The sequence below is a fragment of the Morganella psychrotolerans genome, assembly GCF_001676155.1.
Classification (GTDB): domain Bacteria; phylum Pseudomonadota; class Gammaproteobacteria; order Enterobacterales; family Enterobacteriaceae; genus Morganella; species Morganella psychrotolerans.
Window position 1 is genome coordinate 1,088,790 of record NZ_LZEW01000001.1, and the last position, 12,620, is coordinate 1,101,409.

Here is a 12,620-nt window from a genome sequence, read left to right on the forward strand (position 1 = left end):
AAAGCCTTTTACTGACCTTATTCGCCCTTTTCGTCTTTTTCAAGTCGTGCTTTGATAGCGGCTATCTGCGCGCTTATCTCATCTTCCGCTTTCAGCTCGGCAAACTGCTGCTCCAGGGACTTTTCCTTCCCCAAACCATAACTTGCCGCTTCGCCTTCCATATGGTCGATGCGGGCTTCAAATTGATCAAAACGCGCCATTGCCTGGTCCATCTTGCCGCTGTCCAACTGTCGGCGCACCGCGCGGGACGATTTCGCCGCATCATGGCGTACCACCATAGATTGCTGTTTGGCGCGGGTTTCAGTCAGTTTCTGCTCCAGCTCGTTAATTTCAGTTTTCAGCCGTGCAATTGTTTCATCAAGAATAATCAATTCGTGACGTAATGTATCCACATGCCCTGCAACGCGCTGTTTTTCCAGCAGTGCAGCGCGTGCTAAATCTTCTTTGCCTTTGGTTATCGCCAGTTCTGCTTTTTCCTGCCATTCACTGACCTGGCGATCGCCGTTTTCTATCTGACGCGACAGATTTTTACGCTCCGCCAGGGTACGGGCAGAGGTTGAGCGGATTTCCACCAGCATATCTTCCATTTCCTGAATCATCAGGCGGATCATTTTCTGCGGATCTTCTGCTTTATCCAGCAGTGACGCGACGTTAGCATTAATGATATCGGCAAAACGTGAAAAAATTCCCATAATGTGTATCCTTTTTTATCCGTAATGACCGCCCCGCAGGCTGAATGTTGTTGTCATGATGAATTGACAAACTGAGTATTACAAGATGCGTGCCAACCCTGAGAATTTTTTTTAATCTGCTGTTTTTACTGAATTTTATTAATTTCACTTTTGTCACGACTTGCGATAAAGTGGTCTTATTCACCACTAAGTGGTCAGATTAACCATGAAAAAATACAATGAATAATACCCCTGATACGCTGATTGGTATTGATAATACCTTTATAGATGCGCTGGAAAATGTCTCTCGGCTGGCGAAAATTGCCCGCCCGGTGCTGATTTGCGGCGAGCGCGGCACCGGCAAAGAATTATTCGCGCATCGCCTGCATTATCTCTCACCCCGCTGGGATGAGCCATTTATTACTATAAATTGTGCAGCACTGAACGATAATCTGCTCGATTCCGAGCTGTTCGGGCACGAGTCCGGCGCGTTTACCGGTGCTCAGCGCCGCCATCAGGGGCGTTTTGAGCGCGCGGACGGCGGCACACTGTTTCTCGATGAACTGGGTACCGCGCCGCTGAATGTGCAGGAAAAATTATTGCGCGTCATTGAATATGGCGAGTATGAGCGGGTCGGCGGGCAGCAGACACTGAAAGCGGATGTGCGGATAGTGTGCGCAACCAATGCCGATTTACCGGCACTCGCGGCAGAGGGACACTTTCGCGCAGATCTGCTCGACCGTCTGGCGTTTGATGTGGTGACTATTCCGCCGCTGCGCTGCCGTCCGCGTGATTTGTCAGAACTGGCAAACCATTTTGCCGTACAAATGTGCCAGGAAATGGGCACGTCGTTTTTTGCCGGGTTTTCACCGCATGCTATAAAGCAGATGCAGGATTATGCCTGGCCGGGAAATATCCGCGAGCTGAAAAATGTGGTGGAACGCTCACTTTATCGTCAGGGCGATACCACTGTGCCGCTGGCAGCACTTATTATTAATCCGTTTGTCACCGCTATTGGCGTGCAAAACGGGCAGGCTGCCACAGATAGTTCTCTGCCGCCGCTGCCGTTTTCCCTGAAACAGTGGCAACATACACAGGAGTCTGATGCGCTGAATGCCGCACTGCATCAAACTCAGTTTAATCAGCGGGAGGCTGCCCGGCTGCTGGATCTGACTTATCATCAGTTCCGCGGATTGCTGAAAAAACACGCATTAACCGGGGCGGATCGCAATGAAAACGCCCTTTTGCCCGATTAAATGCTTCCGTTTTTGGTTAGTCGCACAAATTGCGATATAATACGGCGTTCATTATTAACGGTAATTTATTTATGCGCCATTGGATTATCCGGGCATGCGCGGTGCTGTTGCCCGTAACAGGTTTTGCCGCCGCACCTGCGCAACAGACACCCCGTCCGGCTGAACCGGCAGTGGTGCAGGCCGCACCACTGACACCTGTCCGGGATACCGGCTTTGTCTATTGTGTCAATGGTAATATCAGTACGTTTAACCCGCAGCTGGTCAGCAGCGGGCTGATTGTCGAGCCGCTGGCGGCACAGTTATATGACCGCCTGCTGGATGTTGACCCTTATACTTACCGGCTTATCCCCGAACTCGCCGCCCGCTGGACTGTGCTGGATAACGGCGCGACTTACCGCTTTTATCTGCGCCGTGATGTGGAATTTCAGACCACAGACTGGTTTACCCCGACACGCAAATTAACTGCCGATGATGTGGTGTTCAGTTTTTCCCGCATCGTGGATAAACAAAATCCGTATCATTATGTTAACGGCGGGCGCTATCCCTATTTTGACAGCCTCCGGTTCGCCTCCAATGTGAAGTCCATCCGCAAAATTAATAACCATACGGTGGAAATCAAACTTAACACGCCGGATGCCTCTTTTCTGTGGCATTTAGCCACCCATTACGCCCCTGTGCTTTCAAAAGAGTATGCTGATAATCTGCAAAAAGCGCGGCGCCAGGAGCAAATTGACTGGAAACCGGTCGGCTCCGGGCCATACTATCTGGATGATTATCAGAGCGGACAATTTGTCCGGATGCAGCGCCATGAAAACTACTGGAAAGGTAAGCCGCGTATGCAGGAAGTGGTGGTGGATGTCGGTGCGGGCGGTGCCGGGCGGATGTCAAAACTGATCACCGGCGAGTGTGATGTGCTGGCGTATCCTGCCGCCAGCCAGTTACAGGTACTGCGTGATGATCCGCGCCTGCGTCTGATGCTGCGCCCTGGCATGAATATCGCGTATCTGGCGTTTAATACCAGTAAGCCGCCGTTTAATAACCTGGAGGCGCGCCAGGCAATTGCCTACGCCATCAATAATGAACGGCTGATGAAATCTATTTATTACGGCACGGCAGAAACAGCGGCGTCTATTCTGCCCCGTGTTTCCTGGGCTTATGATAATCAGGCGCGGGTAACGGAGTACAATCCGGAAAAATCAAAAGCCATGCTGGAGCAGCTCGGACTGAGTGGTATTACACTGAATTTGTGGGTGCCGACCGCCTCGCAGTCTTATAACCCCAGCCCGCTGAAGATGGCGGAGCTTATCCAGGCGGATCTGGCGCAGGTCGGTATTACGATGAATATCCGCCCGGTCGAGGGGCGCTTTCAGGAGAATACCCTGATGGATCGCAGCCATGATATTACGCTCGCAGGCTGGTCGACAGACAGTAATGACCCAGACAGTTTTTTCCGCCCGTTACTCAGTTGCGCCGCAATCAGCTCTCAAACTAATCTGAGTCACTGGTGCTCCCCGGAATTTGATGATGTTATCCATCAGGCGCTGCTGGCACAGCAGTTAGGCAGCCGGATTGAATATTATCATCAGGCGCAGCAGATACTGGCACAAGACCTGCCGGTGCTGCCGCTGGCGTATTCACTGCGCTTACAGGCATTCCGCTATGATATCAAAGGGCTGGTGCTCAGTACCTTCGGAAATACCTCGTTTGCGGGTGTCTACCGGGAAGAGGCTGAAAAGCCGGTGACCGAAAACAAACCTGTGACGCAGAAGGAAACACCATGATCATCTTTATTCTGCGCCGCCTGTTGCTGATGCTTATTACCCTTTTCTTTCTGTCACTGCTCAGTTTCAGTCTGAGCTATTTTCCGGCGAATGCGCCCCTGAGCGGTGCCACACTGACTGATGCACTGGTGTTTTATTACAACGGATTAGTATCCTGGGATTTCGGCAGTTCGGTGATTAACGGTGAGCCGGTCAGTCAGCAGTTATGGTCCGCCCTGCCGCCGACCCTTGAATTGTGCGGTCTGGCTTTTCTGTTCGCGCTGGTTATCGGTATTCCTGCCGGTATTATTGCCGGTGTCTGGCGCAATAAAGCGGCTGATGTCATCATCAGCACATTTGCGCTGGTCGGGTTTTCAATCCCGGTATTCGGACTGGCGCTGCTGCTCACGCTGCTGTTCTCTCTGCGGCTGGACTGGCTGCCGGTCTCCGGGCGGATTGATTTATTGTATGATTTAACACCGGTTACCGGTTTCGCTATTGTTGATGCCTGGCTGTCTGATTCGCCTTACCGTCAGGAGATGATTGTCAATGTCTTATCCCACATGGTGCTGCCGGTGCTCACGCTTTCTATTGCGCCGATGACCGAAGTTATCCGCCTGATGCGCACCAGTACCGAGGATGTTATCAATGAAAACTATATTAAAGCCGCTGCTATCCGGGGATTATCCCGCCTGACCATTATCCGCCGCCATCTGTTACACAATGCGCTGCCTCCGGTAATCCCGAAACTCGGGCTGCAATTCTCCACTATGCTGACACTGGCGATGGTGACCGAAGTGGTGTTTAACTGGCCGGGTATCGGGCGTTGGCTGATAACGGCTATCCGCCAGCAGGATTTTTCCGCGATTTCAGCCGGGGTGATGCTGGTGGGGTCAATGGTGATTATTGTCAATATGTTATCCGATATCCTGGGCGCCATATCCAACCCGCTGAAACATAAGGAATGGTATGCATTCAGATAAACTCTACCGCGAAGATCAGATGCCGTCGCCGGGACGGGTTATCTGGCAAAAATTTACGGCGGATATTCCGGCCATGATCGGGTTTTACGGCGTGCTGTTTCTGCTGGCGCTGACCATCAGCGGACCCTATATCGCGCCGTATGCGCTTGACCAGCAGTTTATCGGCTATCAGTTGCTGCCGCCATCCTGGTCACACTATGGTAATGTCGCCTTTTTCCTGGGAACAGACGACCTCGGGCGCGATATTTTAAGCCGTATACTAATCGGGACACAATCCACTTTTGGCGGTGCACTGCTTGTGACAGTGACGGTCGCGGTATCCGGCATTGTTATCGGCTGTCTGGCGGGTATGACACACGGTCTGCGCTCCGCTATATTTAATCACATGTTTGATACTCTGCTGGCACTCCCGTCACTGCTGCTGGCTATTATTGTGGTGGCGTTTTTTGGTGCCAGTCTGGGCAACGCCATGATTGCCGTAGCGCTGGCGCTGCTGCCGCGTATTGTGCGCATGATTTATATCGCGGTGCATGATGAACTGGATAAAGAGTATGTGATTGCCGCACGCCTGGATGGCGCATCCAGCCTGAATATTTTTATCCGGACTGTCCTGCCGAATATCAGTGCAGTCACAGTAACAGAACTGACGCGCGCCCTTTCTATTGCTATCCTGGATATTGCCGCACTCGGTTTCCTGGAGCTGGGCGCACAACTGCCGTCGCCGGAATGGGGAGCCATGCTCGGGGATTCGCTGGAGCTTATCTATGTTGCGCCCTGGTCGGTGATCCTGCCGGGAACAGCAATCCTCATCAGTGTGTTGCTGGTCAATCTGCTCGGCACCGGGTTACAGCGCGCAATTAATGCGGGGGTGGAATAATGCCGTTACTGGATATCCGCAATTTAACCATCGAATTTATGACTGCCGCCGGTCCGGTAAAAGCGGTGGATCGCGTGACATTATCCCTTACCGAGGGTGAGTTTCGCGGGCTGGCGGGTGAATCAGGATCGGGTAAAAGCCTGATTGCCAAAGCGATTTCCGGTGTCACCAAGGATAATTTGCGCGTCACGGCAGACCGTTTCCGTTTTAATGATATTGACCTGCTGAAATTATCGCCCCGCCAGCGCCGCAAGGTGATCGGGCACAATGTGTCGATGATTTTTCAGGAGCCGCAATCCTGTCTTGATCCGTCAGAAAATATCGGCAAACAGCTGATTCAGGCAATTCCGGGCTGGACTTATAAAGGCCGCTGGTGGCAGCGGTTTAACTGGCGTAAGCGCCGTGCTATTGAGTTGCTGCACCGCGTCGGTATCAAAGATCATAAAGATGTGATGGGTAATTATCCCTATGAACTGACCGAAGGTGAATGTCAGAAGGTGATGATTGCCATCGCGCTGGCAAATCAGCCGCGCCTGCTGATCGCCGATGAGCCGACCAACGCCATGGAGCCGGATACCCAGGCGCAGATTTTCCGCCTGCTCACCCGTCTGAATCAGAATAATAATATGACTATTTTGCTTATCAGTCATGATTTGCAGATGATGAGCCAACTGGTAGACCGCATCCATGTGCTCTATTGCGGGCAAACCGTGGAGAGTGCCGAGCCGAAAGATTTGCTGCTCAAGCCTCACCATCCGTACACCCAGGCGCTGATGCGGGCGATACCTGATTTTGAAAAAGCCCTCGCGCACAAGTGCCGGCTGAATACATTACCGGGAGCTATTCCTTCACTGGAACACCTGCCGGTCGGCTGCCGTCTGGGACCGCGCTGCCCGTATGCACAAAAGATATGTATTGATGCGCCGCGTCTGCGCACCATAAAAAACCGCAGCTTTGCCTGCCACTTCCCGCTGAATATGGAGGATGTGTAATGCCGGGTCCTCTGCTGGAAGTCAAAAATCTGAGTAAAACCTTTCATTACCGCGACGGACTTTTCCGCCGTCATTACCGGCAGGCGGTCAAACCCGTCAGTTTCACCCTGCAACCCGGTCAGACACTTGCCATCACCGGTGCCAATGGTTCGGGAAAATCAACACTTGCGCGGATGTTGTCCGGCATGATCGAACCGAGCGGCGGGGAGATCCTGATAGACAAACACAAACTGACTTACGGCGATTACAGCTACCGCAGTCAGCGTATCCGTATGATTTTTCAGGATTCTAACACGTCACTGAACCCGCGTCAGCGCACAGGGAAGATACTGGAACTGCCGCTGATCCTCAATACAGATCTCGATGCATCTCAGCGCCGTCTGCGCATTCACGCCACACTGCGCCAGGTGGGTCTGTTGCCTGATCATGCTGATTATTATCCGCATATGCTGGCATCCGGACAAAAGCAGCGCGTGGCACTCGCCCGCGCACTTATCCTGCAACCGGAGGTGATTGTTGCCGATGAAGCACTGGCGTCTCTGGATATGTCACTGCGCTCGCAGATAATCAATCTGATCCTGGAACTTCAGGAAACACAAAAAATTGCCTATATTTATGTAACACAACATCTGGGCATGGCGAAACACATCAGCGACCAGATCATGGTGATGCATAACGGGGAAGTGGTTGAGCGCGGCAATACCGCAGAAGTACTTGCCTCGCCGCTGCATGATGTGACCCGTAAACTGATTACCAGCCATTTCGGTGAGGCGCTGTCCGCCGAAGCCTGGCGTCAGGATGTGGAGTAATCACCACTGCTCTGATGAGTCAGGCAAAATACACCACAATTTCCGGTTACGTGATAGAATCACCCGGATTTTTAACAACCTCATCACCTGCCCGGTTTCCGGAGACAGTGGGTGACATGAAAAAAACAAGGAAACTGCTATGGGTTTTATGACCGGTAAACGCATCCTGATCACAGGTGTTGCGAGCAAATTATCAATTGCTTACGGTATTGCCAAAGCGATGCACGACCAGGGCGCAGAGCTTGCGTTCACCTACCAGAATGACAAGCTGAAAAACCGTGTTGAAGAGTTCGCTCAATCCCTGGATTCCTCCATCATCCTGCCTTGTGATGTTGCTGAAGATGAAAGCATTGACAGCCTGTTCACTGAGTTAGCTAAAGTCTGGCCGAAATTTGATGGTTTTGTTCACTCTATTGGTTTCGCGCCTGCTGACCAGTTAGACGGCGACTATGTGAATGCGGTCACCCGTGAAGGTTTCCGTATTGCACACGACATCAGCGCCTACAGCTTTGTGGCAATGGCAAAAGCCTGCCGCAGCATGCTGAATCCGCATTCTGCTCTGCTGACCCTCTCTTACCTGGGTGCTGAGCGCGCCATTCCTAACTACAACACCATGGGTCTGGCAAAAGCGTCTCTGGAAGCGAACGTCCGTTATATGGCGAATGCGATGGGTCGCGAAACTATCCGTGTTAACGCCGTGTCTGCCGGTCCTATCCGTACACTGGCTGCATCCGGTATCAAAGATTTCCGCAAAATGCTGTCCCATTGCGAAGCCGTGACACCACTGCGCCGCACTGTAACCACTGAAGATGTGGGTAATGCCGCGGCATTCCTGTGCTCTGATCTGGCAGGCGGGATCACCGGTGAAATTCTGCACGTTGACGGCGGTTTCAGTATCGCTGCAATGAATGAGCTGGAACTGAAATAAGATAACCGGCCTCTGCAATGCAGAGGCTGTGTTTTCTGAGCGTTCCGTGCCACAGCGGTCACAGGCAAAACGAAAAGACGCTGTAAATACATCCGTGTACGCTCAGGCGCGTCATCCATGACGCGCATGCTTTTCGTTCATTTGCCTGCTTCCCGCTGACGCCTGCTGGTATCAGTATCATCTGCCTTAAAAATTACTGTGTTTCAGCCTTCAAAGTTCGATTCTGCCAATAACTTCTCTGTCAGCCTCTGAGCATAAAGCGCTTCTTCGCCGCACACTGACGGCATTGTCTGATTAGCCACTGAATCAATAAAATGGCGCACCGCACCATCAAAACCGCGCTGAACCAGTACCGGCTCCCATGCCACCGGGTACTGATCCTGAATGCCTGCCGCTGTTTCACTGCGAAAGTGGTTCATGTCTGTCACCTGATAGCAGCCATCACGCCCGGTCACACTCACCTGCTCCCGCTGACTTGCGGCGCACCTGTGCATTGATGCCGTCAGCCAGGCCCCTTCTGCGGTCTGCAAATGATGTTCCGCATACAGCAACTGATTTTGTTCATTAACCTGCATGCTCCCGCTTTTCAGGCGCGCCTGTCCGTCGCGCCCAAGCCAGAGCAGTGTATCGGCAATATGCAGATAATCATCTGTCACCGTAAAATTGACATCATGCGGACCGACACTGTTGCTCCGGTGTTTATCCATGCGGACAGAGGCTGTTTTTCCGGCAATACAGTCTCTGAGTTGCAGATAAAAAGGCGAAAATCGCCGGTTGAACCCCACCATCAGCGCCCGTTGTTTTTTCGCTGCCAGACTGACCAGGGCTTCTGACTGCTCATAGGTTGCGGCAAGTGGTTTATCAACATACACATGACAACCTGCATTGAGTAACTCACTGACGACAGCAAAGTGACTCGCGGTGCTGCTGTGAACAAATACCGCATCACATTGTTCTGCCAGGGCATGCAGTGTCGGAAACAAGGCAAACCGGTAAGCATCACACACCCGGCGGGCTTTTTCCTGATTTGGCGAAAAACCGCCGGACAGTACCCAGCCATCCGTTTTGGTTAACACCGGCAAATATGCTTTTTGTGCTATCCCACCCAATCCGGCTATCCCGATACGGAGTTTCTTCATGTGCATTTTACCTTTTATCGTTTTGTAACAATGAATTATAAAATATTGCCGGATATTGAATCTGTAGTGATTATATGGAAAGATAGTTCTGACCGGTAAGAAATTTGCCTGCGATACTCATTCAACCCGTGAATACCGGTCTATACTTCTTACATACCGCCATATCCGTTCTTTCATTTTGACTGAGGAGCACTCAATGCAACTATTTTATACCCCGGGAAGTTGTGCGTTATCTCCGCATATTATTTTGCGTGAAACAGGGCTGGATTTTTCACTGGTCCGTGTCGATCTGAAAGCTAAAAAAAACAGAAAATGGTGATGATTATCTGAAAATCAATCCGAAAGGACAGGTGCCCGCACTGTGTATCGGTGATAACCAACTGTTAACGGAAGGCGTGGCGATTGTACAGTATCTTGCCGATCAGAAACCGGATCGCAAACTTATTGCCCCGGCGGGGACGCTGGAACGCTACCATCAGATTGAGTGGCTTAATTATATCGCCAGTGAAGTACACAAAAGTTTCAGCCCGCTCTTTTCAAAAGAGACGCCGGAGGATTACCGTCCGATTGCCATCCGCAATCTGATGAGCAAATTTGCATATGTTGACAGTGTGCTGGCAAAAAGCCCGTATATCACCGGCAACAGTTTTACGGTGGCAGATGCCTATCTGTTTACTGTCTCCGGCTGGGTGCCGCATTTGAATCTGTCACTGGAGCCTTATCCGCATTTACAGGCCTATCTGGCAAAAATTGCCCATCGCCCGCATGTGCAGGATGCTATGGAAGCGGAAGGTCTTATTTAAAGTAAAAACATAAAAACGCCGGTATTTACCGGCGTTTGAGATTACAGATAACAGGCTGTAATCAGTCTATCTGTTCCGCGCAGAATTTATGTGTCGGGACAACCATTTCATCCTGTGCTGCCACCAACTGTAATTCATACTCATTCATGGTTTTGGTTTTCAGCATCACTTCATACACAGCAGCCGCAACGTGCTCCAGTGCTTTCGGTAATTCTTCACCTTTGAGCAGGTTAACCAGCATCAGACCACTGGTTAAATCCCCCACACCCACCGGTTGACGTTCGCCAAAATCCACCAGCGGACGGCTGATATGCCAGGCGTGCTCTGCGGTGACCAAAATCATCTCAAAGCGATCAGCACGGTAACCGGCACGGGAAAGATGCTTAACCAGCACCAGGCGCGGACCTTTTTTGCACAGGCTGCGGGCAGCGGCAACCGCTTCATCCACATTGTGAATAGTTTGTCCGCTGAGTGTTTCCAGCTCCAGCAGGTTTGGTGCGACCATATCACTGACCGCCAGAGCTTCCTGACACAGGAAATCCGCCACGCCGGGTGCAACAATACAGCCTTTCTCCGGATGACCCATTACCGGATCACAAAAATACCACGCCTGCGGATTACGGGCTTTGACCTTCTTCACCACATCCACAATGCGCTGTCCCTGCTCTGCCGAGCCGAGATAACCGCTGAGCACCGCATCACAGCGGGTCAGTTGATCAATCTTATCGATGCCGTCCACGATGTCAGTGATGTGCTCTGCGCTCATCACGCAGCCGGTCCAGCCTTGTGCATACTGTGTGTGATTCGAAAACTGAACAGTGTTCAGTGGCCAGACGTTGACTCCCATGCGGCGCATCGGAAATTCGGCAGCGCTGTTACCGGCGTGACCATAGACAACATGTGACTGGATAGAGAGAATATTTTTCATTGATACAACCTGATTTTTATTATTACCGTATATATCATATTCTGTGAAACGAAAAAGATCTTGCTGGCAGATCAAAAAGGGCAACTTTCGTTGCCCTTATTCAGCGTAAACTTTTATTTCCAGCAGATCAGGCAGTAATGTTTTTTCCCGCGACGCAGTAATGTGTAGCGGCCAAATAATTTATCACTGTCCGTAAAGCGGTATTCTGCATCAGACTGTTTTTCACCGTTAAGTGAAACGGCGTTGGAGCCGATCATAGTACGCGCCTGACCGCGTGACGGTACCAGTTCAGCCAGTACCAGCGCCTGCTGTAAATCAGCATCGCTTTCCGGCTCAATGTGCGGCATACCATCCTGTGCTAACTGTGCAAAATCATCTTCCGTCAGGTTGCTGATATCGCCGTTAAACAGGCTGTCAGTAATACGCTGTGCGGCAATCAGACCCGCTTCGCCGTGAACCAGTTTTGTAACCAGCTCTGCCAGAACATACTGGGCGCGCGGTGCTTTACCGCTGGCTTTGTCTTCAGCTTCGAGTGCATCAATCTCATCAAGGCTCATAAAGGTGAAGAATTTCAGGAAGCGGTAGACATCGGCATCGGCTGTATTAATCCAGAACTGATAGAATTTGTACGGACTGGTTTTCTTCGGATCCAGCCATACTGCGCCGCCTTCGGTTTTCCCGAATTTTGTGCCGTCAGATTTGGTGATAAGCGGGACAGTCATGCCCCAGGTTTGCTGCTGGTTCATGCGGCGGGTTAAATCGATACCTGAGGTAATATTACCCCACTGGTCAGAACCACCGATTTGCAGCTCCACACCATAATCTTTATTCAGACGGACAAAGTCATAACCCTGTAACAGGTTATAAGAGAATTCAGTAAATGAAATACCGACATCATCCCGGTTCAGGCGCTGTTTTACGGCTTCTTTGTTGATCATCTGATTAACAGAGAAGTGTTTGCCGATATCGCGCAGGAAGGTCAGCACATCCATAGAGCCGAACCAGTCGTAGTTATTTGCAGCGACCGCACTGTTGTCACCGCAGTCGAAATCGAGGAACGGTGACGCCTGCTGACGGATTTTTTCCACCCAGTCATGAACCGTGTCCTGTGTATTGAGTTTGCGCTCCGTCGCTTTAAAGCTCGGGTCGCCAATCAGCCCCGTTGCACCACCAACCAGCGCAACCGGACGATGCCCGGCTAACTGGAAACGCTTTAAGCACAGCAACGGAACCAGATGGCCCAAATGCAAGCTGTCGGCGGTCGGATCGAAACCACAATAGAGGGAAACCGGGCCTTGCGCCAGTCTCTCTGCTAACGCTTTTTCGTCCGTTACCTGGGCAATAAGGCCCCGCTCTTGCAGTTGTTTAATCAGGTTCGTACCAGACATCAATGACTCCATCAGTTCTGTTTTGTCTATGCAAAAATTGCGGATGATAAAATGAGGTTACAGCATAAAGCGGCACTCCGTGAAGT

General features: G+C 51.3%; 11 protein-coding genes and 1 pseudogene. 8 read left to right on the top strand and 4 right to left on the bottom strand.

All coding sequences use genetic code 11. The annotated features are described in order from the left end of the window. Positions 1 to 17: 17 nt before the first annotated feature. Positions 18 to 692 carry a phage shock protein PspA gene (gene pspA, locus AYY16_RS05330; protein WP_067362991.1) on the bottom strand — a complete coding sequence of 225 codons (675 nt, stop codon included), beginning with the start codon at positions 690 to 692 and terminating at the stop codon, positions 18 to 20. Between the two features lie 218 nt (positions 693 to 910). Between pspA and pspF the strand changes: the two genes are divergently transcribed. From pspF to fabI, 7 genes are all read left to right on the top strand, one after another. Then, positions 911 to 1,927, top strand: coding sequence for a phage shock protein operon transcriptional activator (gene pspF / locus AYY16_RS05335; RefSeq protein WP_067362993.1), 1,017 nt, complete (start codon positions 911 to 913; stop codon positions 1,925 to 1,927). 71 nt (positions 1,928 to 1,998) lie between these two features. After that, entirely contained in the window at positions 1,999 to 3,708 is a 1,710-nt protein-coding gene (gene sapA, locus AYY16_RS05340) for an ABC transporter substrate-binding protein SapA (RefSeq protein WP_067362996.1), read from the top strand. Next, a complete protein-coding gene (sapB, locus tag AYY16_RS05345) occupies positions 3,705 to 4,670 on the top strand; it encodes a putrescine export ABC transporter permease SapB (protein WP_067362999.1) in 966 nt (321 codons plus the stop codon). Before sapA ends, sapB begins: the two co-directional genes overlap by 4 nt. Then, positions 4,657 to 5,547: a putrescine export ABC transporter permease SapC gene (gene sapC / locus AYY16_RS05350; RefSeq protein ID WP_067363002.1), complete on the top strand. Its 891-nt coding sequence runs from the start codon at positions 4,657 to 4,659 to the stop codon at positions 5,545 to 5,547. The genes sapB and sapC overlap by 14 nt, the downstream gene beginning before the upstream one ends. Further along, complete coding sequence (gene sapD / locus AYY16_RS05355) at positions 5,547 to 6,539, top strand: putrescine export ABC transporter ATP-binding protein SapD (protein ID WP_067363005.1); 993 nt, start codon at positions 5,547 to 5,549, stop codon at positions 6,537 to 6,539. The genes sapC and sapD overlap by 1 nt, the downstream gene beginning before the upstream one ends. Next, a complete protein-coding gene (sapF, locus tag AYY16_RS05360; protein WP_067363008.1) occupies positions 6,539 to 7,348 on the top strand; it encodes a putrescine export ABC transporter ATP-binding protein SapF in 810 nt (269 codons plus the stop codon). The genes sapD and sapF overlap by 1 nt, the downstream gene beginning before the upstream one ends. 139 nt (positions 7,349 to 7,487) lie before the next feature. Further along, positions 7,488 to 8,276, top strand: a complete 789-nt coding sequence (gene fabI, locus AYY16_RS05365; RefSeq protein WP_067363011.1) for an enoyl-ACP reductase FabI — start codon at positions 7,488 to 7,490, stop codon at positions 8,274 to 8,276. Between the two features lie 203 nt (positions 8,277 to 8,479). On the opposite strand, the gene AYY16_RS05370 is transcribed toward fabI, so the two are convergent. Next, the gene (locus tag AYY16_RS05370) at positions 8,480 to 9,415 is read right to left on the bottom strand and encodes a Gfo/Idh/MocA family protein (protein ID WP_067363015.1); all 936 of its coding nucleotides are present in this window, start codon (positions 9,413 to 9,415) and stop codon (positions 8,480 to 8,482) included. A 196-nt stretch (positions 9,416 to 9,611) separates the two neighbouring features. Between AYY16_RS05370 and gstA the strand changes: the two are divergent. Continuing rightward, positions 9,612 to 10,218, top strand: a pseudogene (gene gstA / locus AYY16_RS05375) (glutathione transferase GstA). A 61-nt stretch (positions 10,219 to 10,279) separates the two neighbouring features. On the opposite strand, the gene pdxY reads toward gstA, so the two are convergent. Further along, the gene (gene pdxY, locus AYY16_RS05380; RefSeq protein WP_067363018.1) at positions 10,280 to 11,146 is read right to left on the bottom strand and encodes a pyridoxal kinase PdxY; all 867 of its coding nucleotides are present in this window, start codon (positions 11,144 to 11,146) and stop codon (positions 10,280 to 10,282) included. A 113-nt stretch (positions 11,147 to 11,259) separates the two neighbouring features. Continuing rightward, a complete protein-coding gene (gene tyrS, locus AYY16_RS05385) occupies positions 11,260 to 12,534 on the bottom strand; it encodes a tyrosine--tRNA ligase (protein ID WP_067363021.1) in 1,275 nt (424 codons plus the stop codon). Positions 12,535 to 12,620: the final 86 nt, after the last annotated feature.

What these genes read in the sequence shown, in the direction of transcription:
- pspA (WP_067362991.1), bottom strand. Translation starts at nt 692, where the DNA reads ATGGGAATTTTTTCACGTTTTGCCGATATCATTAATGCTAACGTCGCG.
- pspF (WP_067362993.1), top strand. Translation starts at nt 911, where the DNA reads ATGAATAATACCCCTGATACGCTGATTGGTATTGATAATACCTTTATA.
- sapA (WP_067362996.1), top strand. Translation starts at nt 1,999, where the DNA reads ATGCGCCATTGGATTATCCGGGCATGCGCGGTGCTGTTGCCCGTAACA.
- sapB (WP_067362999.1), top strand. Translation starts at nt 3,705, where the DNA reads ATGATCATCTTTATTCTGCGCCGCCTGTTGCTGATGCTTATTACCCTT.
- sapC (WP_067363002.1), top strand. Translation starts at nt 4,657, where the DNA reads ATGCATTCAGATAAACTCTACCGCGAAGATCAGATGCCGTCGCCGGGA.
- sapD (WP_067363005.1), top strand. Translation starts at nt 5,547, where the DNA reads ATGCCGTTACTGGATATCCGCAATTTAACCATCGAATTTATGACTGCC.
- sapF (WP_067363008.1), top strand. Translation starts at nt 6,539, where the DNA reads ATGCCGGGTCCTCTGCTGGAAGTCAAAAATCTGAGTAAAACCTTTCAT.
- fabI (WP_067363011.1), top strand. Translation starts at nt 7,488, where the DNA reads ATGGGTTTTATGACCGGTAAACGCATCCTGATCACAGGTGTTGCGAGC.
- AYY16_RS05370 (WP_067363015.1), bottom strand. Translation starts at nt 9,415, where the DNA reads ATGAAGAAACTCCGTATCGGGATAGCCGGATTGGGTGGGATAGCACAA.
- pdxY (WP_067363018.1), bottom strand. Translation starts at nt 11,146, where the DNA reads ATGAAAAATATTCTCTCTATCCAGTCACATGTTGTCTATGGTCACGCC.
- tyrS (WP_067363021.1), bottom strand. Translation starts at nt 12,534, where the DNA reads ATGTCTGGTACGAACCTGATTAAACAACTGCAAGAGCGGGGCCTTATT.